This window comes from Citrobacter sp. XT1-2-2 (assembly GCF_023516235.1).
GTDB classification, from domain to species: domain Bacteria; phylum Pseudomonadota; class Gammaproteobacteria; order Enterobacterales; family Enterobacteriaceae; genus Citrobacter; species Citrobacter werkmanii.
This window is the reverse complement of the sequence record NZ_CP097324.1, coordinates 1-24994: the sequence shown is the minus strand read 5'-3', so window position 1 is coordinate 24994 and position 24994 is coordinate 1. Positions and strand designations below refer to the sequence as shown.

Below are 24994 nucleotides of genomic sequence, written 5' to 3'. Positions count from 1 at the left end.
TTTATTCTGGGCCGTTGCTCCGGGCAGGTCTCTTAAACGAAAAACCCCGCCCGGTTTGCGCCGGCGGGGTTTTGGAATCGTGTGTTGATCCGGACCCTACGGCGCATTGCCGACGACCACCACCACACGCACGACGACCGCTGCGCGAGATGGCGCAGTTTTTAGTAGGGTCGCAGTCAGCATGGAAGGGTTCATTAGGGACCTGTCTGTTTGTTGATTAACTGGATTTATACAAACACAGGTTTTTCAGCGTGACAATGGAAAAATTTTCATCTGCACAAAAATGCGTCAAAGATCACATTTCGCTATGTGATGATGAAAAACAAAAAACCCCGCCGGAGCGAGGTTCTTTTCAGCGTTGTGCGGTTGGTAGCCGCCGAGCACACTGTGTTATGTCAACGAGAAAAGTATACGCGTTCTGCGAAGAACACGCAATTTCGGCACGAATTTTGATGATGTTGAGTATGGCCTAATGTTGACGTCTCGTCCATAAAATACTGTTAATTTATACAGTATTTATCTATAATATTTCGGTACGCAATGTGTTATGCGGGGGCCGCATCGTAAACCGGCGCATCAAAGTCCTGGCTGAAACGGGTGGTGCCGTCAGCGCCTTAACCCCCGTGTGAGCACACTGTGTTATGTCAACAAAGGTGCTGGCGACAGGCAGCGGCGAGGTACGCCAGCACCGTGCTCCTTGTACCAAAAGGAGAGCGTATGAGCCTCGTGGATATCGCTATTCTTATCCTCAAACTCATTGTTGCAGCACTGCAACTACTTGATGCCGTTCTGAAATACGTTAAGTAATTCAGATTCAAGTCGCACCTAAGGGGAGCGGGTAACACTCCGCTCCCCTTTCACCTTTTCCCAGGTGCTTGTCACGCGTCAATATGTTACGTTTTTATGACATTCTCAGGGAAGAATTCCGCCATGACGCTTTCTGTTTTCTGCATTTTGCTGTTCGCCGCGTTGCTGCATGCCAGCTGGAATGCCATTGTTAAGGCTGGAAACGATAAACTGTACTCGGCGATCGGCGTCAGCGGCTCGGCTGCGATTATGGCATTGATCTGCTTACCCTTTGCGCCTCAGCCTTCTGCCGCCAGCCTGCCGTTTTTGGCTGTCTCAACGGCCTTACAAGTGGTGTACACGGTTCTTGTCGCCAAAACCTATCAGGTTTCGGATATGAGTCAGACCTACCCTTTAATGCGCGGCACCGCACCGTTGCTGGTTGCGATTATCAGCGTCCTGTTTCTTGGCGATAGTCTCTCTATGCTTGCCTGGGTGGGGATTGCCACCATCTGCCTGGCTATTCTCGGCATGGCATTTAACGGACGAAGCAGCTCGCAACGCGGGATCGTTCTGGCGCTCATTAACGCCTGTTTTATTGCCGGTTACACGCTGGTCGACGGCACCGGGGTACGCTTATCAGAAACCGCGTTGGGTTATACGCTGTGGACCTTCTTTCTGAACGGTTCTTGCCTGCTCACATGGGCGATGATCGCCAGACGCCGGGAAGCGTCACGCTATCTGGTACAGCAGTGGAAGAAAGGTATTCTTGGCGGGATTGGCACGATGGGTTCCTACGGACTGGCGCTGTGGGCCATGACCCAGGCGCCGTTGGCGGTGGTCGCTGCGCTGCGTGAAACTTCCATCCTGTTTGGCGCGCTGCTCGCCTGGCTGCTGCTGAAAGAGAAGGTCGCAGGGATACGTCTTGTCGCAGCCGCAGGTATTGCCATAGGCGCGGTTTTGCTACGCTTGTCATGATCTGTTGGTCGACCTGATGCAATCCGGCAACATTTGTTGCCGTTTTTTGTTTACATTTCCTGCCGTTCATCGCTTAAACATTCCAGCCTACTATCTGGCCTTCTTTTTCTGTTGTGGTAGATTCCACGCGCATTTACGGGAAAGTGCAGCACCTTATTCTTATTTTTTCACTTTTTTAAAAGTTATCAGCGAAATGAAAAGGCATAGAAGCGTCAATTTGTTGTTGATGTTGGTATTACTGGTGGCGGTTGGACAGATGGCGCAAACCATTTATATCCCCGCTATTGCTGATATGGCGCGTGAACTGAACGTTCGCGAAGGGGCGGTGCAGAGCGTGATGGCCGCCTATCTGCTGACCTACGGCCTGTCACAACTGTTTTACGGCCCACTTTCCGATCGCGTTGGCCGCCGTCCGGTGATCCTCGCCGGGATGTCTATTTTTATGCTGGCCACGCTGGTCGCCATCACCACCCACAGCCTGACGGTACTGATTATCGCCAGTGCAATCCAGGGGATGGGAACGGGCGTCGGCGGTGTGATGGCGCGAACCTTGCCGCGAGACCTGTATGAAGGTACACAGCTTCGTCACGCCAACAGTTTGCTGAATATGGGGATCCTGGTCAGTCCGCTGCTGGCGCCGCTGATTGGCGGTATGCTGGATACCGTGTGGAACTGGCGCGCTTGTTATATTTTTCTGCTGATTCTGTGCGCGGGCGTCACGTTTAGCATGGCGCGCTGGATGCCGGAAACGCGCCCGGCAGGCGCGCCGCGTCCACGGCTTATCGCCAGCTACAAGACGCTGTTTGGCAACAGCTCTTTCACCTGTTACGTGCTCATGCTGATCGGCGGCCTGGCGGGCGTTGCGGTCTTCGAAGCCTGCTCCGGGGTATTATTGGGCGCAAGGCTGGGTTTAAGCAGCATGGTGGTCAGTATCCTGTTTATTCTGCCTATTCCGGCGGCGTTTTTCGGCGCCTGGTTCGCCGGTCGCCCGAACAAGCGTTTCTCAACGCTGATGTGGCAGTCGGTCATCTGCTGTCTGGTTGCCGGTTTGATGATGTGGATCCCAGGCCTGTTCGACGTGATGAACGTCTGGACGCTGCTGGTTCCCGCCGCGCTGTTTTTCTTCGGCGCCGGGATGTTGTTTCCACTGGCAACCAGCGGCGCAATGGAACCTTTCCCGTTCCTGGCGGGCACTGCCGGCGCGCTGGTCGGGGGATTACAGAACATTGGTTCCGGTGTGCTGGCGTGGTTCTCTGCGATGCTGCCACAGACCGGACAAGCCAGTCTGGGCCTGTTGATGACCCTTATGGGGCTGCTGATTTTTGTATGCTGGCTTCCACTGGCGTCACGCGTGTCGCATCAGGGGCAGGCGGTTTAAGCGCATGATGGCCCGGTTTATCGCCGGGCTTGTCACATTCAGGCGCAATCATCGTCGTCAGTAACGGCTCCAGCGCCGGACGCCAGGCTCCCTCCTCGCCATCATAGAACTGCGTATCCGCATTGACAGCATAGGGAATCTTCGCTTTCTTCAGCTCGCACGCCATAAAACGGGCGAAGGCCATTTGCGCAGCAGAAGGTCCATTTTTAATGGTTTCTCCCGGCGACCAGCCGCCTACCCAACTCACATGACCGGTTTTCTGCTGCCAGCGAATGGCGGTATTGATACGGGCGCGAATAGCCGTCTTTTCCGCTGCAGTCCCTGACGTCCATGGGTATTTGCCGTTATTTTTCAGCGGCCCCCACGGGAAGATATGCCATTCGGCCAGCACGGTATTCTGGCTTTGCGGCGGCAACTTCAGGTTCGGCAGTTCTTCCGGCGCGGCACGCAGTCGCGGCGCAATGAAGATCATCCGTTGCGGGTCAATAGCGTGGATGGTACGAATCGTTTTGTCATACACCCGGTTGAGCGATGCCTGATTATGGTTGAGCTTATCCGCAGGTTCATAAATCAGGTCAAAACCCAGAAGCGGCGAACGTTGACCAAAGTAATGCGCCACCGCCACCCACCAGTTCACCACCTCTTTTTCATTACCGGCGCTGGGGTCTTGTTTATATTCATCCGCCTGGTAAGCAATAATCGGGATTACGCCATACTGCTCGCAGGCTTCGACCAGCTTGCGCAGATGAATCAGTCTGGCTTCTGTCGGTTCTCCCGCCACGCGAATGCGCACATGGGAAATGCCTTTCGCCCTGAAATCCCGCACCACCAGCGGATCGAACTCGCGGATGCCACGCTCGGTTCGCGCCCAATCTACGTCCATCCCGACCCCAAGCTGCTGTGCATACGACGCCGCCGTCAGCGCAGGTTGCGCAGCGCACACGGTGGCGCTGGCGAAGAGTAACAGGGAAACAATCGACTTTAACACGGTCGTCCTTACGCAAATCATCAGGAGTGATATCACGTATTTAGCATGCTTTTTCACTTTCCGTGTAGAGAGAAAGCGTAAAAAATATGCATGCCCCGCTTATTTAACCTGCTCCTGTAGCCAGCCAATAAACGCCTCGATTTTCGGCCACTGCCTGCCGGGCAGCGTGGTGATGTAGTAATGCTGATGGCATTTCAGCGCCATATCGCCAAAAGGCGCGACCAGCTCTCCGCTATCGAGGCGTTTTTGCACCAGCCTCTTACGGCCCATCGCTACGCCGATGTGATTCATTGCCGCAATCACCGCTAAATCAGAACGATCGAAACCAATGCCCGACGATGTCGGCAAATTTACCGCAAAATGCTGCGCCCAGCTGTGCCATTCATCGGTCCCGGAATCGTTGCTCCACGCCTGTCTGTCATGCAGCAACGTACAGTGCGGCAAATTCACCAGCGAGCCAGTGAGACCATAACGAGAGGCATAGTCCGGGCTGCAGACCGGCAAAATCTCTTCATCCATCAGAAAATGATGCGTGAGCTGTGCGGAGGGCGCGTCGTCAAAATAGATCGCCAGATCGATGCCGGCACGCTGCAGATTGACGTTGTCGTTCCCAGTCAGCATGGTCAGCGAAATCGACGGGTAGCGACGGGTGAAGTCGCCGAGCGCCGGAACCAGCCAACACTGGGCGATAGAGGGCCGTGAGTACACGGTGAGCATCCCCGACAGTTCCTGATTTTTGATATCAAGAATTTCCTGGTTAAGCGTGTCCAGCGACGATTTCAGCGCCCAGAACACCCGTTTACCCTCGTGAGTCAGTTCCACTTTGCGGTGAGAACGGACAAACAGCTGAATACCCAGCTCATCTTCCAGCTGATTAATGCGGTGGCTGACGGCGCTGGGGCTTAATGACAGCTCATCTGCCGCCAGCGCAAACGACTGATGGCGGGCCGCCACTTCAAAGGTATACAGCTTTGACAGCTGCCAGCCGTTAAGTAGTCGGTTTCTGACTTCGCGTAGGGGATCCATATTCATCTCTGTCATCCTGAATCATGTGTCGGAGTGTAAAAAAAACCGCTGTAAAAATCAGCACAAAGATGATTCATACTGAATCATATCGCATTAATGACGTGTAATTAGACGTAAATCACTCACTTGATGCAATCTGGCTCATGTGAAAGAGGATTTATATCGTTTGTCAGACCCTGCCTTATTTTTGTCCAATAACCTCAGGTTAATCACAGGGCAAGGTGAGTTATGCACTCTCAAATCTGGGTTGTGAGCACGCTGCTGATAAGCATCGTGTTAATCGTTTTGACCATCGTGAAGTTCAAATTCCACCCGTTTCTGGCGCTGCTGTTAGCCAGCTTCTTCGTGGGTACGATGATGGGTATGGGGCCGCTGGATATGGTCAATGCCATTGAGAGCGGCATTGGCGGTACGCTGGGCTTCCTCGCCGCGGTTATCGGCCTCGGGACCATTCTGGGCAAAATGATGGAAGTTTCCGGCGCGGCAGAACGCATTGGCCTGACGTTACAGCGCTGCCGCTGGCTTTCCGCTGATGTCATTATGGTGCTGGTCGGGCTGATTTGCGGGATCACGCTGTTTGTTGAAGTCGGCGTGGTACTGTTGATTCCGCTGGCTTTTTCGATTGCCAAAAAGACCAATACTTCACTGCTGAAGCTGGCGATCCCACTGTGTACGGCGCTGATGGCGGTGCACTGTGTGGTGCCGCCGCATCCTGCCGCTCTGTTCGTCGCGAATAAGCTGGGTGCGGACATTGGCAGCGTAATTGTTTACGGTTTACTGGTGGGCTTAATGGCCTCGCTTGTCGGCGGGCCGCTGTATCTGAAATTTCTCGGTAACCGCCTGCCGTTTAAACCGGTGCCGGCTGAGTTTTCCGACCTGAAAGTTCGCGACGAAAGTACACTGCCGTCGCTGGGCGCAACGCTGTTTACCGTCCTGTTGCCGATTGGCCTGATGCTGGTCAAAACCGTTGCTGAGTTGAACATGGCGAAAGGCAGCACGCTGTATACGCTGCTGGAGTTTATTGGTAACCCGATCACCGCGATGTTTATTGCCGTCTTCGTAGCCTACTACATTCTCGGCCTGCGTCAGCACATCGGCATGGGCGCGCTGCTGACCCACACTGAAAACGGGTTTGGTTCGATTGCCAACATTCTGCTGATTATCGGCGCAGGCGGCGCATTCAACGCTATCCTCAAGAGTAGCGGGCTGGCGGATACCCTCGCGCTAATCCTTTCAAACATGCATATGCACCCAATTCTGCTGGCGTGGCTGGTGGCGTTAATTCTGCATGCTGCGGTGGGCTCTGCCACGGTGGCGATGATGGGCGCGACGGCAATCGTGGCACCAATGCTGCCGCTCTATCCCAACGTTAGCCCGGAGATCATCGCTATTGCAATTGGTTCCGGCGCCATTGGCTGCACGATCGTCACAGATTCCCTCTTCTGGCTGGTGAAGCAGTACTGCGGCGCCACCCTGAATGAGACGTTCAAATACTATACGACCGCGACATTTATCGCGTCCGTGATTGCACTGGTGTGCACATTCCTGCTTTCCTTTATTATTTAAGCGCGAAGAGACTGACTATGGAAAACATTCAAACACTTATCGCCCAGTATCCTTTAGTGGAAGATCTGGTGGCTCTCAAAGAGACGGCCTGGTTTAACCCTGGCACCACCTCTCTTGCTGAAGGTTTACCCTATGTTGGCCTGACCGAACACGATGTTCAGGATGCCCATGCCCGGCTGAAGCGCTTCGCACCGTACCTGGCACAGGCCTTCCCGGAAACCGCAGCCACCGGCGGCATTATTGAGTCTGAGCTGGCTGCAATCCCATTGATGCAAAAACGACTGGAAAAAGCATTCGGACAGCACATCTGCGGCGAACTGTTGCTGAAGAAAGACAGCCACCTGCCGATTTCCGGCTCAATTAAAGCGCGTGGCGGCATTTATGAGGTCCTGACCCACGCGGAAAAACTGGCGCTGGAAGCCGGTCTGCTGACGACAGAAGATGATTACAGCATTCTGCTTTCACCTGAATTTAAACAGTTTTTCAGCCAGTACAGCATCGCGGTAGGCTCCACCGGCAACCTGGGGATGTCGATTGGCATCATGAGCGCCCGTATCGGCTTTAAGGTGACGGTACATATGTCTGCCGACGCGCGCGCATGGAAAAAAGCCAAACTACGCAGTCACGGCGTGACGGTCGTCGAGTATGAAGAAGATTACGGCGTGGCGGTTGAACAGGGCCGCAAAGCGGCAGAGTCCGATCCGAACTGCTTCTTTATTGATGATGAAAACTCCCGCACGCTGTTTTTAGGTTACGCGGTGGCTGGTCAGCGTCTGAAGGCGCAGTTCGCGCAGCAGGGTCGCGTGGTGGATTCTGACCATCCGCTGTTTGTCTACCTGCCGTGCGGCGTCGGCGGCGGTCCTGGCGGGGTGGCGTTTGGTCTGAAGCTGGCGTTTGGCGGTAACGTACACTGCTTCTTCGCCGAGCCGACCCATTCACCCTGCATGCTGCTGGGGATTTATACCGGGCTGCACGATACCATTTCCGTGCAGGACATTGGCATCGACAACCTGACGGCGGCGGATGGGCTGGCGGTGGGCCGCGCTTCGGGGTTTGTCGGCCGGGCGATGGAACGTCTGCTCGACGGTCTGTACACCCTGGACGATCAGACGATGTACGACATGCTGGGCTGGCTGGCGCAGGAAGAAGGGATTCGCCTTGAGCCTTCAGCGCTGGCGGGGATGGCCGGTCCGCAGCACGTTTGCGCCTCTGCTGACTATCAGCAGATGCACGGCTTCAGCGCCGACCAGCTCAATAACGCCACTCATCTGGTGTGGGCGACCGGCGGCGGCATGGTGCCGGAAGTCGAAATGGCGCAGTATCTGGCCAAAGGGCGATAACGCCGCTGTGCTTAACGCAGCATCGCCATCAGTTCCATCGGTGAGCGATGCTGCTTAAGCAGGTCACGCATCACGCGCATATGCGGAGCGGTATGGTTGAAGAAAGCCTGATATCCTGTACACAGCACGCCCTTTCCATTCTCCTCGCGATACGCAGGACAATCTCCATGGTAGTACTGAAACAAAGAGCATGCCTGACAGCGTGTATTCTGCAGTGTCATCGTCTGGCATTCAAACAGTGCAGTCCGACCACACCACTGGCGTAGCGTATTATCGAAAAGCTGAATAGATATTTGATTAATATCTTCACGTACCCAGATATCAAATATCGCAATTAAAAATCGCCCCCACCCGTCCGGCGTCACTGAATCTTCAGTCAGGTAACCTGAAGCATCGCGCTTAATCAAAGGAGTAAACTGTACGAGGCGAACTTTTCCTTGTTGCAAACCACGATACAATTCAACCGGTTGTAAACTTTTCTGGTGGTTAATCACCATTTCTAAAACGTCATCACTAACATCCATGTTCTCACATCCTGTCATGCAAAATTCTCGATAAATACGATAAGTTGGCGAACATGCGTTACAGCAAACAGTATTGCGAGGGATAACACCGCGAGGGAGATCATAAATTTGTCACGCACCGCGCGAGATTCAGAAAAATCACTATCACTCACATCCATGAGATTACGGCTGCGGGTATAACGCCAGAGAATAATCGCCACCAACGTCAGTATGACGATAGATATCCAGAACAGTGCCCCAGCCTGATGCCAGTTGTGCTTAATCGCCAGCGCCATTAACGCGCCATAACCCAACAACGTACGAAACCATGCCAACGATGTGCGCTCCGGTTGTAGTCCCGGATCGGCGATACGTCGCGATTTACGGCTATCCGGCATACAGCACCAGCACCATAACAATCACCGCTACAATCGTCAGCATTGCGCTGATAATGAGCAAACTGTGGGTGTAAGGCAAATCCTCTTTCAAGCGCATTGCCTTTTCATTACGTAACCAGCGCAAATAACCATAAATAGCCAGACCGCCAGCAAACAGACACAGCAACAGGGCCAATACTTCGCGAATAACTGGCGTGGCGAAATCCGGAGCCAGTTGATCCAGACCAACGCCTGCGGCCAGAAAACCTAACGAGGTGCGTATCCATGCCAGAAATGTGCGTTCATTTGCCAGCGAGAAGCGGTAATCCGGCGCTTCCCCTAGGCGGGAAATCTTCATGACGACTCCTTCAATATTGTTGTCTGGTCGTTATACCGGAACAGTTCAGCAGTATGAACCTGATTCGCAAACGGAAGAGAACGTAATGTGATGAGACAATGGAAAAAAAAGATGTGGCGAATGGCGACTTGCACCGTATCCGACCTACAGAAGATGCAGGCCGGATACGCTGTTACTAACCTATTCCCCAGAAAATCACCGCCAGCAGCTGTGGGGTGATAATCCTCAGGAACATCACCAGCGGATAAACGGTAGCATAGGAGAGCGCCGCCGCCCCGCTGGTGGCATGCAGGTTGTTAGCAAACGCCAGCGCGGGGGGATCGGTCATCGAACCCGCCAGCATACCGCACAGCGTCAGATAGTTCATTTTGGCGAAGATACGCGCCAGCAGTCCCACGGTAATCAGCGGAATGGCGGTAATAAAAATACCGTACCCGACCCAACTCAGCCCATCGCCCTGGGTCAGCGTATTAACAAAATCACCGCCGGACTTCAGGCCAACCACCGCAAGGAACAGCACAATACCTAACTCTCGCAGCGCCAGGTTAGCGCTGGGAGGCATAAACCAGTACAGCTTACCAATACTGCCAATACGCCCCAGAATTAAGGCCATGATCAGCGGTCCACCGGCCAAACCCAATTTTAACGCCACCGGGAAACCCGGGATGAACAGCGGGATGGACCCCAGTAGAACACCCAGTCCTATACCGATAAATACCGGCAGCATCTGCACCTGTTGCAGTTTTTGCTGCGCGTTGCCGACAACATTGGCAACGGCATCAATGGATGCGGGACGCCCCACCAGATTGAGGATATCCCCGAATTGCAGGCTGGCATCGCTGCTGGCCACCAGCTCAACGCCCGCACGGTTCAGACGGGAGATAACCACGTCGTAACGTTCTTTAAAATGCAGGTCGCGGATACGTTTACCCAGCACCTGTTCGTTGGTCACCACCACGCGTTCAACGCGTAAATCAGTACCTCGCGTCGACAGCGATGTGTCCACCTCCTGCCCAATCACCACCTGCGCGTTATGCAGGTCACCGGGCTGGCCGACCAGGTGTAGCAGGTCGCCCATCTGGATAATCGTCCCTGGCGACGGCACCATCAATGTCTCTTCACGTTTCAGACGCGAGCAGATGATTTTATCGCTGTTCAGAATTGGGACATCCTGAATCGCCATATTGTTGAGGTTCGGGTTTTCCACGCGGATGTTCATGGTCTGAATCAGCGCGTGTCCGTTGGTCAACGTGGATTCATGCTGCTGAGCTTCAGCATCGACGTTAACGCGGAAAATAAGGCGCATCAGCCACATCGTGAGCAAAATACCGCAGATACCAAAAGGATAAGCCATGGCATAGCTCATCCCCATCTGGTCTACAATATCTGCTGGTGTCCCCAGATCGCGCAGAATTTGCTGCCCCGCCCCCAGCGCCGGCGTATTGGTGACCGCGCCGGAGAATATCCCCAGCACCACCGGAAGGGGAATGGCAAAAATCTTATGCAGGATCGCGGTGACCAGCCCCCCCATGATGACAATCAGTACGGCAAACAGATTCAGCCGCAGCCCGGAAACGCGCAATGACGCAAAAAAGCCCGGCCCCACCTGAATACCGATGGTGTAGACGAAAAGAATCAGGCCAAATTCCTGAATGAAATGCAGCATGTCGCCGCTCAGGGTCATCCCTGCCTGATCGACAAAATGTCCGACGATAATACCGCCGAACAGCACCCCTCCGATGCCAAAACCAACGCCACGTATTTTTATGTTGCCGATCCATAATCCGACAACCGCCACCAACGCCAGAACGCTGACCGTCAATGCTATATCACTCATTATCCTGTTCCCTGTGAATAACATCATTAAGTAAATGGATTCTCGCAGAGTACAGTCGCAATGTATGGGTGGTAAAGCACAAAAAAGCCCCGTCATTTCTGGCGGGGCAAAGGCATGGAGCTATTTAGCTATTTAATGCGGGACGTTCGCTGATAGCGATACGTTGTGGGGCAATGGTTTCAGGTTCATTACGGGTCAAATCGATATGCAGCAAGCCGTTAGTAAAGCTTGCGCCGGAGACCTCCATATTTTCAGCCAGCGTAAAGCTCAGACTGAACGACTGAGTAACCAGCCCCTGGTGCAACCATTTTGTCTCTTTTTCCGGCTGCTGCGGTGTACCTTTCACCGTCAGGCGTGTGCCTTCCAGTTGAATATCCAGATCTTCCTGGCGGAAACCGGCTAACGCAAGGGTAATGCGATAGTGGTTATCATCGCTCTTTTCGATGTTATAGGGTGGGAAGCTCTGGCTTTCACCGGCGTTTTGTAACGCATTGGCCAGTTTGTCAAAACCGATCCATTGACGCAGCAGTGGGGATAAATCGTAGTTACGCATAATAATCTCCTTCTAAGAAGCGAGTAGGTACCTTTCGGCTCCCTGACGGCAAGCCGATTGCTTAGCAGGGCCGCCTGAAGCGGCCCACAGAATTAGTTGATTTCGATGCGGCGCGGTTTGTTCGCTTCGGGAATAACGCGCTCAAGATCGATATACAGCAGACCATTCACCAGGTTTGCGCCGCGAACATGAATGTTCTCCGCTAACTGGAACTTACGTTCGAAGTTGCGCTCGGCAATACCCTGATACAGGTAAGTACGTTCTTTTTGCTCATCCGCATGAGCGCCTTTTACCACCAGCAGATTGTCCTGCGCGGTAATTTCCAGCTCGCTTTCAGCAAAACCGGCAACGGCAATCGCAATGCGGTAATGGTTTTCGTCTACCAGCTCAACGTTGTACGGAGGGTAGCCGCCATTACTCTGGCTCTGGTTGTTTTCCAGCAGGTTAAACAGACGGTCAAAACCAATAGCAGAACGGTACAGCGGGGATAAATCAAAGTTACGCATAATCAATAGCTCCTGAAATCAGCGAGAATGTGAGACCTTCCATCATGGACAGGTCAGGTAGCCAGGACACCCATCAGGCATGCCCTTCTGTTGTCTACATCCTAAAAATGGGTCTTAACACAAACTTTTCAAGTGTATTCATCTGACTTTTTTTGCAGTTTGTTGTCTATTGCATACACTGGGGAGAGCAGTTGTTATCGATAAATCGCGATAGCCGCCACAGTGCGACGAAATGGTGATGTTATTTTCGCAACGGATCGCTTTAACTCACCATGCAAACACGATGAAAACAGATGAATAAACGATGATAAAAAAAATGTTGGTAACACTGACAATGTGCAGCGGGATGGCGTTTTTGAGCGGTTGTTCCAGCATAATGTCGCATACCGGAGGCAAAGAAGGGACGTATCCTGGCACACGCGCCAGCGCCACCATGATCAGCGAAAGTGATACGAATTGGGGAACGAAGTCGCTGGCGATTCTGGATATGCCTTTTACTGCGGTGCTGGATACCGTATTGCTTCCGTGGGATCTCTTTCGTAAAGATAACTCGGTGAGATCGCGCGTAGAAAAGAGCGAGGAGAGAACGCAGGCCACGAATGCCGTTATCCCCCCGGCGAAAATGACTGCACCTTAATTAACGCCCTGTTTCAGTCATCCACAGTTGGCGGAACCCTTCGACCTCTTCCATCCACGCAACCAGTCGCCCATCAGGAGAGAAGACAACCGCATCGGCCGACGGAGGGTTGCCGTGACGCGCCGTTAAAAAATCAATCTCTCCCGTCTGAGCATCACAACAGGCTATTCTGTTTTCCAGCACAAACCCCAGCCATTTCCCTGATGGATGCCAGTTGAATGCCGACTGAATACCCGTGGCGCAACGGGTAAGCTGACGCGGCTCACCACCCTGCGGTGGAATTAACCACAGCTGCACAACGCCATGGTTGTCGCGCATTAAAAACGCAATTTCAGACGTCTGCGGATTACTGCGCACCCAGTGGCGCGGCTGATTCACCAGCCCCGGAAAGGCGCGCTCATGAGTAAACGTCAGGCGACGTTGGCGAATACCGGATGGCGGCGCAGGCATTGTCGCCTCTGTGCCCTCCAGCGGAGCATCACCCGGCTGTTTCCAGCCGCTTTCATTCTGAGGCAAATCAACAATAAACAGCTCCGGCACTTTCTCACCGGTCACTGACAACGTATCGCCGATAAACGCCAGTGTGCTTTCGCCCACCCAACCTTCTTCATAGGCGCGGTTTATCTCATCGCTCCCCGGTTTTGGCGCCGGCGTCGTTTGACTCACCAGCACGCACCAGCGGCTCCCGCTATATTCACGTGGATGCTGCGCGGATACGTTCACCGGACCATACGGCGCAGCCACGCCGACGTTACGTAAATCCAGCGCCGGGGAGCGTTCATGCAGCACATGGTCGTTATAAGTAAAACTGACAAACTCACCGTTCGGGCTAAAGACATGCACATGACTGCCGCCGCGTAACGCGCCAGGCGTGTACGGCGCGGTGATATCCATCGCATCCAGATTCGTCACCTCTGCCTGCGAAACAATCACCCCACGGCGATGATGAAAGTCGTAATCCCATGTTTCATCTGGATTTTCTGGCCCATGAATAAAAACATACTTTTCCGACTTTGGATGAACGGTCACCACGCCAACATGTGCCCCCTGAGTGGCCCGGTAAATCACCTCCAGTTCGCCAGTATGAACATTAACGCGTTCAATCGTTTCCCCCGTAAAAGAGGCACCGGAAGGACGCACGTCGAAGACCAGCCACTGACTGTCCGGGGTCCAGGTGTTGATATTGGTAAGCTGATGATTACGCGGCGTAAAGGTGATTTGCTTCATGGGATGCCCTGATACAAGACGATTTAAGCAATCATACTTCACAAGCACTTCACTTGCAGGATTTAGCGTAGCGATTATCGGATTGGGTCCGGCATGTGCAGAAAACCTCCGCCAGTGAAGTTCTGGTGGAGGTTTTTTAATAAAGGAATGAATGCTCATCCACTTTCGACAGATTATCCCTGGCACCTGCAAGCGTAGCCAGCGCAGGGAAATTAGCATCGCTATACCAGGATTGTGGTAAAGGTAGCCGCGCCATGTTACTTCCGGGCCGGAGTTGAAGTTGCGCCAGCGAATCAAGGGAATAATTTCGCCAGTGATGCGGTAATGACAGGCGTAGCGGCGCGGCTTTTTCGCCCGGCACTGGCGTTGGCAAACGCGAATCACTTACATCGTAGTTTCTGTGCAGCACCAGATATTTCTCCGGCACCCGACGCTGGCTGTTCCACCACTTGCCATCCAGCATATCAAACTGAAAACGGGTTATTGTTTCTGACTTAGCTCCCAACTGCGTTAACGCCTGACGCAGTGCATTATTCATTGCCGCATCGTACATCCCTGATGTTGCCAGTTGCCCATCAAGGATCAGCGACACCGCAATTCTAGCCCCCAACAGGTTGGAGTAGAGATCTTCCGGTGAAAATGCGGAAACTTCCTCAGAAAACCCAGGAACTGACTCAAAACCGTACCATTGTGCAATTTCATGCCAGGCCGCGAGCTGAAAGGCCAGATGTGCTGCCAGCCAGGCAGCTAATGCGTAACGATCGCCCGCCGTTTCAGGTGGTGTGAAGGCGTTGAAAACGATATGCCGCTCCGCCAGTTCATCTTCGAGTCGCAACGTAAAAGGCTGACCTAACTGTGGAAGTAGATGGCTAAAAAGCCAGACCGTCATATCTGCGGTATCTCGTACATGCGCGATATCGATGAAACCGCCGCGAGAGGTGTACACAATGCCATTGTGTTCATGCCCGATGCCGGCCAGGTTCACTAGCCCTAACAGCAGGCTATCGTTATAGCGATGCTCGCCAATACCATTAGCTGCCACGACGTTATTAAGTTCATAAAACGGTACCGGCATATCCAGCACCTGCGCGTGCAGGTCGTAACCAAAAGCGCAGCACGGACGTAACCCTTGGGGCGCAGGGAGCGGCGAAACAACTGGCCAGGCGGTGCTTTCGGCCTTGTCATCTTCATTTACCAACTGCAAAGGTACAGGTATCGCAGCATGGACCCCGACCGTTGCCAATAACAAGATAGTCATCAGCAGCACTTTATTGATCAAAACGCCTCTCCTACCTGAAAATAAAAACCGCTGCTCCCTTTGCCAATGCCATAATCCAGACGCACATTCACCCGCGGCTTAAATTCAAAGCGATACCCCACCCCCGCCGAGGGTAGCCAGCGTCCGTCATCCAGCGCGCTAAATGATGGTCCCATCGTCCCTGCGCCCAACCAGCCAACCACGCCATGCCGCCAGTCAAGTTTGCGGCGATACTCTATCTGCCCGCTGACGGCGTTTTTATCGCGATAGCGTCCTTCGTAATAGCCGCGCATCCGCTGATTGCTACCGAGCAGCGGCATCATGCTCCACGGCACATCCCCCTGAGTAAAGGCACCGTCCATCTCCCAGGCAAGCACATTCTTCTCGTCCAGAGAGTGGTAGCGGCTGTAGTGCAACTGGTATTCATCAAACCGGGTATCGCTCCCCGCATCGGGCGTATAGCGGGTATAGCGTACGTCGGCATATTGTCCCTGGCGCGGGTTAGGAACAAAGTCGCGGTCATCCCAGCTAAGTTCGACACTGCTGCCGGAACTTAGCACCGACGTGCCCTGCCCGGTATTTTCAATTTTTGGCGGATCGTTACCATCCATTTGCGCAGCATGTTGCGCGTTCAGCGACCAGCCGACGCCCAGATAGATATTAGGCGCTACCCGACGATATAACGTGGGGTGCAGATCCAGATCCTGAGCCGTATATTGCTGTTTCTGGCTGTCTTTATCTCCGGCACTAAATCCCTGCCCCCAGTACCAGGTTGGCGTATCGGTTAATGCGCCATTGAGAAAGAAACGCCAGCGATCGTCGGCAAAAAAGGCATAATTTTGCATAGTGACGCCGAAAGCGCCCGTTGAGCTAAAGTAGCCGCTGAGGGTCAGCGTCGAGTTCTGACTCACCGTGTCGTTTGGGTCTGGGCGATACATTCCCACCACCGCGGTACCTATCCCCAGCCCCAGCTCCGGAGTGTAAAATGGCCCCGGCATTACGCCCCAATCGATTCCTTTGCTGGCGTTAAAGTTATCGCTGGCGCCCAGTGTATTCAGCCAGCCGTCAACTTCGTCGCGGGTCGGTAATTCTGCCTGCGCAATGCAGGCGAACAGACTCACCAGCAACAAGAAAGCGAGGCGGATCAAAAGCGGTACTCTCCAGCCATGAAAAAACTGTTACGGTCTGCAAAGCCAATTTCGGTCGTCACGTTAAAGTTTCGGGTCAATTCATACTGCGCCCCGACCAGTACGTTCCAGGGGGATTGCAGATGCTGTTTAACGTCGAAACGGCCATTGCCGTCCTTATTCGCGATATCCACCATTTTCTGCAGCGTCTCAGACGGCATATTGAGATCGCTAAGGCTACCCCTGAATTCTTGCTGCACGTCCTGATACATACTGCCAATCCACAGATTCAGCTTGCCGGACGGCAAGTACAGTGCTTCCACACCCGGGGTGGTAAAGCGATAACCGACTCGCGGAGAAACCGTGAAGGCATCAATACTACCGTCAAGAATGTCAAACTGCGTCTGAGTATAATTGGCATCAAAAGCCGTAAACCAGTTACCCACACCGCCCACCAGTGTCGTCCCCACACCGTAGGTCGTGCCTTTAAAGTCGAGCTGAAACGCCAGGTTTTGCAAATTGTCTGGCGTGTGAACTTTGCGTGGACCTTTAATGCCTACACCAATCTGCGAAACGGAGTGACCGTCGGTATAGCCCACCAGGCCATAGACGTTCATAAACGGCAGCAGCCAGGCATCCAGTTTCAGGGTTTCTGTTTTGCTTCTCTCGCGCGTATTGCCAACGTTAATTTTGAATGCGTTATCCAGCGAATGACCACCCAAAGAAAGGCCATTAAAGTTAATACTGTCTACATTAATATTTTGCCTAATATTCATGTAGTTAATATTTACACCAAACGGCTCAGGCAGGTCGTAACCACGTTTACGCGCCTCGTCACCTAAGAAGGGCAAAACGGAGTGGCTTGCAGCAGGTTTAGTCGCCGGTTTTACCGGCAAAGAAGCGGCCTGACCATCATCCTGATAATCATACAAAGGTGTTAACGTTGAGCCAGAATCCGTCGCAGCACAGGCTTGAAAAATCAAACAGGAAGACGTCATCAACACCAGGCGAATGCTTGTGTTAGTCATAAGAAAACATAGTTGCAGGCAGGAACCGCCTGAATATAAAAGAAGGTGGGAGAGTATAGAAGTTGCGTACTAAATGGGGGGATTAATGTGCGGTTTCACATCTGATAATACAAACGTGATTTTTATAACATTCTTAATGTTTTATGCCTGGCCGAAGCCAGGCATAACGCACATCAGGAGAGGACGTACTTCTCAATGGCCCAGGCAACACCGTCTTCCAGATTAGATTTCGTCACAAAGTTGGCGATCTCTTTCACCGTTGGAATGGCGTTATCCATCGCAACGCCCACGCCGGCGTATTCAATCATCGCGATGTCGTTTTCCTGATCGCCAATCGCCATAACCTCTTCGGCTTTAATTCCCAACGCATCGGCCAGCGATTTTACGCCAGTCCCTTTGTTGACGCGTTTATCAAGGATTTCGAGGAAGTACGGCGCACTTTTCAGCACGGTGTACTTTTCTTTCACTTCCGCCGGAATGCGCGAGATGGCCTTGTCGAGGATCTCCGGCTCATCAATCATCATCACTTTCAGGAACTGGGTCGCCGGATCCATTTTTTCAGCCTCACAGAACACCAGCGGAATCGTCGCGACAAACGATTCATGCACCGTGTAATAACTGATATCACGGTTAGCGGTATACAGCGTGTTGCGATCGAGCGCGTGGAAATGCGAGCCAACTTCCCGGGAGAGTTGCTCCAGATAGCGATAATCATCATAGCTCAGCGCGGTTTGCGCCACAGTACTGCCATCGCCTGCTTTCTGCACCAGCGCACCGTTGTAGGTAATGCAGTAGTCACCGGGTTGTTCCATGTGCAGTTCTTTCAGATAGCTGTGAACGCCGGCATACGGGCGTCCCGTGGTCAGCACTACGTTCACGCCACGCGCGCGTGCCGCGGCAATTGCCGTTTTGACTGCAGGTGAAATGGTGTGATCGGGCAGCAGAAGTGTGCCATCCATGTCGATAGCAATAAGTTTGATAGCCATGAGTTCCCCGGATTAAATGAGTCCGCCCTCATGCTAACGCGATTCCGCTCAAAAAACAGCTACGAAAAGGAGGATAGAAAGGGGAATCAAGATTCCCCTTTTGTGGTTCGGTTGTAGACAGAATAGGTCTAAGCCGCCATCCGGCAAAAACAAAAAAACTGCCTGATGGCGCTTCGCTTATCAGGCCTACAGGAGCAGGCCCGGGATACACGTCAGATATCGATGTTCGCCGCTTTCAGGGCGTTTTCTTCGATAAATGCGCGGCGTGGTTCGACGGCATCGCCCATCAGGGTGGTGAACAGCTGGTCAGCGGCAATCGCATCCTTCACAGTAACGCGCAACATGCGACGGCTTTCCGGATCCATGGTCGTTTCCCACAGCTGTTCCGGGTTCATCTCGCCCAGACCTTTATAACGCTGGATAGCGAGACCGCGACGAGACTCTTTCTGCAGCCATTCCAGCGCCTGCTCAAAGCTGGCCACCGGCTGGCGACGCTCGCCACGTTCGATAAACGCATCGTCTTCGATCAGCCCGCGCAACTTCTCACCTAGCGTGCAAATACGATGGTACTCGCCACCGGTCACAAACTCGTGATCCAGCACATAGTCGGTATCCACACCGTGAGTACGTACGCGTACAATCGGCTCAAACAGATTCTGCTCTGCGTTATGGTGAACATCAAACTTCCACAGGCTACCGTGCTGTTCTTTATCGTTCAGCTCGGTAATCAGCGCGTTAACCCAACGGGTAACGTTCTGTTCGTTCGCCAAATCAGCTTCCGGCAGCGTCGGTTGATAAACCAGCTCTTTCAGCAGCGCTTTCGGGAAACGACGTTCCATACGGCCAATCATTTTCTGCGTCGCGTTGTATTCAGAAACCAGTTTCTCTAACGACTCACCTGAAAGGGCAGGCGCACTGGCGTTGGTGTGCAGCGTTGCGCCATCCAGAGCGATAGAAATTTGGTACTGATCCATCGCTTCGTCATCTTTAATGTACTGTTCCTGCTTGCCTTTCTTCACTTTGTACAGCGGTGGCTGCGCAATGTAAACGTGGCCGCGTTCAACGATTTCCGGCATCTGACGATAGAAGAAGGTCAACAGCAGCGTACGGATATGCGAGCCGTCGACGTCCGCATCGGTCATGATGATGATGCTGTGATAACGCAGTTTGTCCGGGTTGTACTCGTCACGACCAATGCCGCAGCCGAGCGCGGTAATCAGCGTCGCCACTTCCTGAGAGGAGAGCATTTTGTCGAAACGCGCTTTCTCGACGTTGAGGATTTTACCCTTCAGCGGCAGAATCGCCTGGTTTTTACGGTTACGCCCCTGCTTCGCAGAACCGCCCGCAGAGTCCCCTTCCACAAGGTACAGTTCGGACAGCGCCGGGTCGCGTTCCTGACAGTCCGCCAGCTTGCCCGGCAGACCAGCTAAGTCCAGCGCGCCTTTACGACGGGTCATTTCACGCGCGCGACGTGCTGCTTCACGGGCACGGGCCGCATCGATAATCTTGCCGACGACGATTTTCGCGTCAGACGGGTTTTCCAGCAGGTATTCGCTCAGCAGTTCGTTCATCTGCTGTTCAACCGCCGATTTCACCTCAGAGGAGACCAGTTTGTCTTTGGTCTGCGAGGAGAATTTCGGGTCCGGCACTTTCACGGAAACCACCGCAATCAGGCCTTCACGGGCATCGTCACCGGTAGCGCTGACTTTGGCTTTTTTGCTGTAGCCTTCTTTGTCCATGTAGGCGTTCAGGGTACGGGTCATCGCCGCACGGAAGCCTGCAAGGTGAGTCCCGCCGTCACGCTGCGGAATGTTGTTGGTGAAGCAGTAGATATTTTCCTGGAAGCCGTCGTTCCACTGCAGCGCAACTTCAACGCCGATACCGTCTTTTTCGGTGGAGAAGTAGAAGATATTCGGGTGGATCGGCGTTTTGTTTTTGTTGAGATATTCAACAAACGCCTTAATGCCGCCTTCGTAGTGGAAATGATCTTCTTTGCCGTCGCGCTTATCGCGCAGACGAATAGAGACGCCAGAGTTCAGGAATGACAGCTCGCGCAGACGCTTCGCCAGAATGTCGTATTCGAACTCGGTCACGTTAGTGAAGGTTTCATGGCTTGGCCAGAAACGGACCTGAGTACCCGTTACTTCCGTTTCGCCTGTTACCGCCAGCGGCGCCTGCGGCACACCATGCACGTAAGTTTGCTGATGCACTTTGCCTTCACGACGAATCACCAGCTCCAGTTTCTGCGACAGGGCGTTAACGACGGAGACACCTACGCCGTGCAAACCACCGGAAACTTTATAGGAGTTATCATCGAATTTACCGCCTGCGTGCAGAACAGTCATGATAACTTCCGCCGCCGAAACGCCCTCTTCCGGGTGAATACCGGTTGGGATACCACGGCCATCATCGGTAACAGACACGGAGTTGTCCGCGTGAATCGTTACCACGATATCTTTACAGTGACCCGCGAGCGCTTCGTCGATAGCGTTATCTACCACCTCGAATACCATGTGGTGCAGACCGGTGCCGTCATCCGTGTCGCCGATATACATACCCGGGCGCTTACGCACCGCATCCAGCCCTTTCAGGACTTTGATACTGGAGGAGTCATAAGAATTCGACATCAACGTTTCTCGCTCATTTTATCTTGGGTTAATCCGTTATTTTACCCTTTTCCACGGTAAACATCTTCGAATTTTCATCGGACATGTCTATAACGTGTTCAGCGCTGATTGCGCTGACAAAGACCTGAGATTGCGTGGCTTTTAAGCGGCTGGCCAGCAGCCCGCGACGCGCATCATCCAGTTCAGAGGCAAAATCATCTATCAGGTACAGGCAGCGCCGTCCGCTTTCACGGGTCAGGAACTCCCCTTGCGCCAGACGTAAGGCGCACATTAGCAGTTTTAGCTGCCCACGCGACAACGTGTCTTCTACCGGCGCACCGTCGGCACGAATGCGGAAATCCGCCTTATGCGGGCCGTGTGCGGTGTAGGTCAACATGCGATCGCGTTCAAAACTGCGTTCCAGCACCTCGGCATAATCTGTCTCCTTCTCCCAACCACGCTGGAAAGAGAACGAGAGAGAAAACTCGGGAAGAAACTGCTGGCAGGTATCCGCCATATCCTGCGCGATACCCGCGCTGTACTCCGCGCGCCAGGTGCTGATTTGTTCCGCCAGCGGAATAAGTTCTCTATCCCACGGGCGCAGTTGCTCATAACGACTCACCTGGCGCAGTGCCGCATTGCGCTGCTTGAGCAGTCGCTTCAGGTTGCTCCAGGCGGTGAAAAATCCGGCTTCATTGTGAAAGCATCCCCAGTCAAGAAATGCTCTTCTGTATTTGGGGCCGCCGTTGAGTAAAGTAAACCCCTCTGGCGTGATCAGCTGCATCGGCATCAGGTGCGCCAGTTCAGCGACCTTGTGCCCGTCAGTGCCGTCAATACGCACTTTGCTGTCGCCCAGTTTGTCTTTCGTCAGACCAATCGATGTCTCGCGCTCTTCTCCCTGTAATCGTCCGTGTAAAACAAACGACTCCTGCTCGTGGCGAATCACGCGGCCAATCTGCAAACTGCGAAACGCCCGGCCATGGCCGAGCGTATAGATGGCTTCCAGCACACTGGTTTTGCCGCTGCCGTTCGCGCCAACCAGGAAGTTAAAGCCGGGGGATAAAGCGAGATCCGCATTTTCAATATTGCGGAAATCTTTGATTAGCAGTCGGGATAGCGACATATCAACTCATAACCAGGGCGTTATCGTCGCAGTTAGTCTGGTTACGGCCAGCGCACAGCAACCGTAGCGTACTGAAGTACGTGAGGATTGCTCGCTGCGCTCGCCCTTCGGGCCGTCCATAGGACGTCCAAAATACTTCGTATTTTGTGCGAGCACTGCCCGGAGCCAGAATAACAAGTAAGATAGCCCGATATTCTTTACAAGCGCATAGGCATGACGACATAGGCTGCGGATTGGCTGGCCGCATCTTCAATCTGTACGCTCGATACGGAATCGGTCAGCAAAATACGCACGTTCTCGCACTTCAGCGCGTTCAGAACGTCAAGCACGTAGCTCACGTTAAAACCGATTTCCAGTTCTGTACCAGGATAGGAGACATCCAGAATTTCTTCTGCTTCTTCCTGCTCCGGGTTGTTGGCGGTGATTTTGAGCTGATTTTCGCTGACATACAGACGCACGCCGCGGAATTTCTCGTTAGAAAGAATTGCCGCACGGGCAAACGCCTGTTTAAGGATATCGCAACCGGCTTCCAGATGTTTGTCCGGATTCTTCGGCAATACGCGGCGATAATCCGGGAAACGGCCATCAACCAGCTTGGAGGTGAAGATGAAATCGCCCACGTGCGCACGAATGTTGTTGCTGCCAATCTGCACGCGCAGCGGGTTGTCACCGCCGTCGAGCATACGCATCAGTTCAATCACGCCTTTACGCGGTACGATCACCGAATGGCTGGGCAACGGCTGACCGACAGGCATTGAACAAACCGCCAGACGGTGACCGTCGGTCGCCACGGTACGCAGCTCTTCCCCTTCGGTTTCAAACAGCATGCCGTTTAAGTAGTAACGCACGTCCTGATGCGCCATCGAAAACTGCGTGGCTTCAATCAGGCGCTTCATCGTGGCCTGCGGCAGGGTGAATTCAACTTCGCTCTGCCAGTCATCCAGATTAGGGAAGTCGGCGGCAGGCAGCGTGGACAGCGAGAAACGGCTGCGACCAGAGCGTACCAGCATGCGGTCGCCTTCCAGTTGAACGGCAATTTCCGCGCCTTCCGGCAATCCGCGGCAAATGTCGAAGAATTTACGCGCCGGAACGGTAGTAGCACCAGGTTCATGAGGCTGGATCAACGCCACGCGCGCCACCATCTCCATTTCGAGATCGGTACCAGTCAGAGAAAGCGCACCGTCAGCGACCTGCAGCAGCAGGTTTCCAAGGATCGGCAGTGTAGGACGTCCACCCAGCGGGCCGCTGACCTGCTGAAGCGGTTTTAATAAATGTTCACGTTCAACGGTAAATTTCATAGCGTCACGAAGATAATGTTCTGATTAAATTGGAGAAATCTTCTTTAATATCATGGCTTTCTTCACGCAACTGCTCAATCTTGCGGCAGGCATGAAGCACGGTAGTATGGTCACGCCCACCAAACGCGTCGCCAATTTCCGGCAGACTGTGGTTAGTGAGCTCTTTTGCCAGCGCCATCGCCATCTGGCGCGGACGAGCTACCGAGCGAGATCGACGCTTTGACAGCAGATCCGCAATTTTGATTTTGTAATACTCCGCCACCGTCTTCTGAATATTGTCGATGGTGACCAGCTTTTCCTGCAAAGCCAACAGATCGCGCAGCGCTTCGCGCACGAAATCGATGGTAATCGCCCGGCCGGTAAAATTGGCGTTGGCGATCACGCGGTTCAGTGCGCCTTCCAGTTCACGCACGTTAGAGCGTAGACGCTTGGCAATAAAGAACGCCACTTCACCCGGCAGACGAATGTCGTTTTCGTCAGCTTTTTTCATCAGGATCGCCACGCGGGTTTCCAGCTCAGGCGGTTCGATCGCAACAGTCAGCCCCCAGCCAAAGCGGGATTTCAGTCGATCTTCAACGCCATTGATCTCCTTCGGATAACGATCCGACGTCAGGATGATCTGCTGATTACCTTCCAGCAGGGCGTTGAAGGTGTGGAAGAATTCTTCCTGCGAGCGCTCTTTGTTGGCAAAGAACTGGATGTCATCGATCAGCAGCGCGTCGACGGAGCGGTAGTAGCGTTTAAACTCTTCGATCGCATTGTTTTGCAGAGCTTTAACCATGTCCTGCACAAAACGCTCGGAGTGCATATACACCACTTTCGCGTTCGGTTTACGCGCCATAATGCCGTTACCGACAGCATGCAACAGGTGGGTTTTACCCAGACCCGTACCACCATAAAGGAATAACGGATTGTAGGCGCCGCCAGGGTTGTCCGCCACCTGACGTGCCGCCGCGCGCGCCAGTTGGTTAGATTTACCTTCAACGAAATTATCAAACGTATGTTTGACGTTGACGTTAGAGCGATAGGTAGGTTCTGCCGGAGCCGGAACGTTGTCCCAGCCTGGACGCGCCGCCGGAGCAGCACGTTGCGGTTGTACTTGTTGCGCCACATGGGCAGGCGCGACAACGTTGTTCACCGGCGTCTTCAGCGTTTGCGTGACGGGTTTAGTTCCGACCTCAAAACGCAGCTGTGGGGCATCCGCTCCGCAGAAGTTATTTAGTAATCCATTAATATTATTAAGGTATTTGTCCCTTACCCAATCGAGCACAAAACGGTTTGGCGCATACAAAGCCAGCGTGTTATCGCTCAGTTCCGCCTGCAACGGGCGTATCCACATACTGAATTCTGTGGCTGGTAACTCATCCTGCAATCGGGCAAGACACTGCTGCCAAAGCGAAAGTGACACGGCGGACTCCACTCGAACAAAAGTCGATAAATGACAAAGGCTGAAACATTCATGATTGTTGACGCACATCGACAAGACCCTATGCAAAGGGTGACGTGCG

The 24994-nt window shown here is 53.4% G+C and carries 24 protein-coding genes and 1 other annotated feature; of the genes, 6 read left to right on the top strand and 18 right to left on the bottom strand.

Annotated features, from left to right (window positions below):
- Positions 1 to 96: 96 nt before the first annotated feature.
- Entirely contained in the window at positions 97 to 195 is a 99-nt protein-coding gene (gene ivbL / locus M4I31_RS00120; RefSeq protein WP_003827118.1) for an ilvB operon leader peptide IvbL, read from the bottom strand.
- A 522-nt stretch (positions 196 to 717) separates the two neighbouring features.
- On the opposite strand from ivbL, the gene tisB reads away from it, so the two are divergent.
- The 3 genes from tisB to emrD all read left to right on the top strand — a co-directional run bounded on the left by tisB (position 718) and on the right by emrD (position 3142).
- The gene (gene tisB, locus M4I31_RS00115; protein ID WP_003023909.1) at positions 718 to 807 is read left to right on the top strand and encodes a type I toxin-antitoxin system toxin TisB; all 90 of its coding nucleotides are present in this window, start codon (positions 718 to 720) and stop codon (positions 805 to 807) included.
- Between the two features lie 123 nt (positions 808 to 930).
- Positions 931 to 1764, top strand: coding sequence for a DMT family transporter (locus M4I31_RS00110; RefSeq protein WP_085049145.1), 834 nt, complete (start codon positions 931 to 933; stop codon positions 1762 to 1764).
- Between the two features lie 193 nt (positions 1765 to 1957).
- The gene (gene emrD, locus M4I31_RS00105) at positions 1958 to 3142 is read left to right on the top strand and encodes a multidrug efflux MFS transporter EmrD (protein WP_038635685.1); all 1185 of its coding nucleotides are present in this window, start codon (positions 1958 to 1960) and stop codon (positions 3140 to 3142) included.
- On the opposite strand, the gene M4I31_RS00100 is transcribed toward emrD, so the two are convergent.
- Together M4I31_RS00100 and dsdC are read right to left on the bottom strand one after the other, a co-directional pair.
- Positions 3069 to 4151, bottom strand: coding sequence for a cellulase family glycosylhydrolase (locus M4I31_RS00100; protein ID WP_085049146.1), 1083 nt, complete (start codon positions 4149 to 4151; stop codon positions 3069 to 3071). The genes emrD and M4I31_RS00100 overlap by 74 nt on opposite strands.
- Positions 4152 to 4229: 78 nt before the next feature.
- A complete protein-coding gene (dsdC, locus tag M4I31_RS00095; protein ID WP_085049167.1) occupies positions 4230 to 5156 on the bottom strand; it encodes a DNA-binding transcriptional regulator DsdC in 927 nt (308 codons plus the stop codon).
- Between the two features lie 228 nt (positions 5157 to 5384).
- Between dsdC and dsdX the strand changes: the two genes are divergently transcribed.
- Together dsdX and dsdA are read left to right on the top strand one after the other, a co-directional pair.
- Positions 5385 to 6722: a D-serine transporter DsdX gene (gene dsdX / locus M4I31_RS00090; RefSeq protein WP_085049147.1), complete on the top strand. Its 1338-nt coding sequence runs from the start codon at positions 5385 to 5387 to the stop codon at positions 6720 to 6722.
- Between the two features lie 17 nt (positions 6723 to 6739).
- A complete protein-coding gene (gene dsdA / locus M4I31_RS00085) occupies positions 6740 to 8062 on the top strand; it encodes a D-serine ammonia-lyase (protein ID WP_085049148.1) in 1323 nt (440 codons plus the stop codon).
- 11 nt (positions 8063 to 8073) lie between these two features.
- On the opposite strand, the gene M4I31_RS00080 is transcribed toward dsdA, so the two are convergent.
- The 6 genes from M4I31_RS00080 to ibpA form a co-directional block, all read right to left on the bottom strand.
- The gene (locus M4I31_RS00080) at positions 8074 to 8586 is read right to left on the bottom strand and encodes a radical SAM protein (RefSeq protein WP_038635697.1); all 513 of its coding nucleotides are present in this window, start codon (positions 8584 to 8586) and stop codon (positions 8074 to 8076) included.
- Positions 8587 to 8600: 14 nt separating this feature from the next.
- Entirely contained in the window at positions 8601 to 8963 is a 363-nt protein-coding gene (locus M4I31_RS00075; protein WP_085049149.1) for a DUF202 domain-containing protein, read from the bottom strand.
- Entirely contained in the window at positions 8953 to 9300 is a 348-nt protein-coding gene (locus M4I31_RS00070; RefSeq protein WP_038635701.1) for a YidH family protein, read from the bottom strand. The genes M4I31_RS00075 and M4I31_RS00070 overlap by 11 nt, the downstream gene beginning before the upstream one ends.
- Positions 9301 to 9475: 175 nt before the next feature.
- Positions 9476 to 11137, bottom strand: a complete 1662-nt coding sequence (locus tag M4I31_RS00065) for a putative transporter (protein WP_038635704.1) — start codon at positions 11135 to 11137, stop codon at positions 9476 to 9478.
- A 124-nt stretch (positions 11138 to 11261) separates the two neighbouring features.
- Positions 11262 to 11690, bottom strand: coding sequence for a small heat shock chaperone IbpB (gene ibpB / locus M4I31_RS00060; RefSeq protein ID WP_005121488.1), 429 nt, complete (start codon positions 11688 to 11690; stop codon positions 11262 to 11264).
- Between the two features lie 92 nt (positions 11691 to 11782).
- Positions 11783 to 12196, bottom strand: coding sequence for a small heat shock chaperone IbpA (gene ibpA, locus M4I31_RS00055; RefSeq protein ID WP_006687722.1), 414 nt, complete (start codon positions 12194 to 12196; stop codon positions 11783 to 11785).
- Positions 12190 to 12262 (bottom strand) — a sequence feature (ROSE (Repression Of Heat Shock gene Expression) occurs in the 5'-region of heat shock genes and acts as an RNA thermometer to modulate expression.). (Overlaps the previous gene by 7 nt.)
- A 238-nt stretch (positions 12263 to 12500) precedes the next feature.
- Here ibpA and M4I31_RS00050 point away from each other — a divergent pair.
- Positions 12501 to 12833, top strand: a complete 333-nt coding sequence (locus M4I31_RS00050; protein WP_085049150.1) for a YceK/YidQ family lipoprotein — start codon at positions 12501 to 12503, stop codon at positions 12831 to 12833.
- On the opposite strand, the gene M4I31_RS00045 is transcribed toward M4I31_RS00050, so the two are convergent.
- The 9 genes from M4I31_RS00045 to dnaA form a co-directional block, all read right to left on the bottom strand.
- Positions 12834 to 14060 carry a DUF3748 domain-containing protein gene (locus M4I31_RS00045; RefSeq protein WP_085049151.1) on the bottom strand — a complete coding sequence of 409 codons (1227 nt, stop codon included), beginning with the start codon at positions 14058 to 14060 and terminating at the stop codon, positions 12834 to 12836.
- A 136-nt stretch (positions 14061 to 14196) separates the two neighbouring features.
- Positions 14197 to 15318 (bottom strand): DUF4056 domain-containing protein, encoded by a 1122-nt coding sequence (locus M4I31_RS00040; RefSeq protein WP_085049168.1) that lies wholly within the window; start codon positions 15316 to 15318, stop codon positions 14197 to 14199.
- 17 nt (positions 15319 to 15335) lie between these two features.
- Complete coding sequence (locus tag M4I31_RS00035; RefSeq protein WP_233638395.1) at positions 15336 to 16421, bottom strand: BamA/TamA family outer membrane protein; 1086 nt, start codon at positions 16419 to 16421, stop codon at positions 15336 to 15338.
- A 41-nt stretch (positions 16422 to 16462) separates the two neighbouring features.
- A complete protein-coding gene (locus tag M4I31_RS00030) occupies positions 16463 to 17473 on the bottom strand; it encodes a hypothetical protein (protein WP_051594498.1) in 1011 nt (336 codons plus the stop codon).
- Positions 17474 to 17646: 173 nt separating this feature from the next.
- A complete protein-coding gene (gene yidA, locus M4I31_RS00025) occupies positions 17647 to 18459 on the bottom strand; it encodes a sugar-phosphatase (protein WP_038635719.1) in 813 nt (270 codons plus the stop codon).
- A 212-nt stretch (positions 18460 to 18671) separates the two neighbouring features.
- Positions 18672 to 21086 (bottom strand): DNA topoisomerase (ATP-hydrolyzing) subunit B, encoded by a 2415-nt coding sequence (gene gyrB / locus M4I31_RS00020; protein WP_204526749.1) that lies wholly within the window; start codon positions 21084 to 21086, stop codon positions 18672 to 18674.
- Positions 21087 to 21114: 28 nt separating this feature from the next.
- A complete protein-coding gene (recF, locus tag M4I31_RS00015; protein ID WP_069323651.1) occupies positions 21115 to 22188 on the bottom strand; it encodes a DNA replication/repair protein RecF in 1074 nt (357 codons plus the stop codon).
- Between the two features lie 197 nt (positions 22189 to 22385).
- The gene (gene dnaN / locus M4I31_RS00010; protein WP_005121477.1) at positions 22386 to 23486 is read right to left on the bottom strand and encodes a DNA polymerase III subunit beta; all 1101 of its coding nucleotides are present in this window, start codon (positions 23484 to 23486) and stop codon (positions 22386 to 22388) included.
- 4 nt (positions 23487 to 23490) lie between these two features.
- Positions 23491 to 24894 carry a chromosomal replication initiator protein DnaA gene (dnaA, locus tag M4I31_RS00005; protein WP_003827078.1) on the bottom strand — a complete coding sequence of 468 codons (1404 nt, stop codon included), beginning with the start codon at positions 24892 to 24894 and terminating at the stop codon, positions 23491 to 23493.
- Positions 24895 to 24994: the final 100 nt, after the last annotated feature.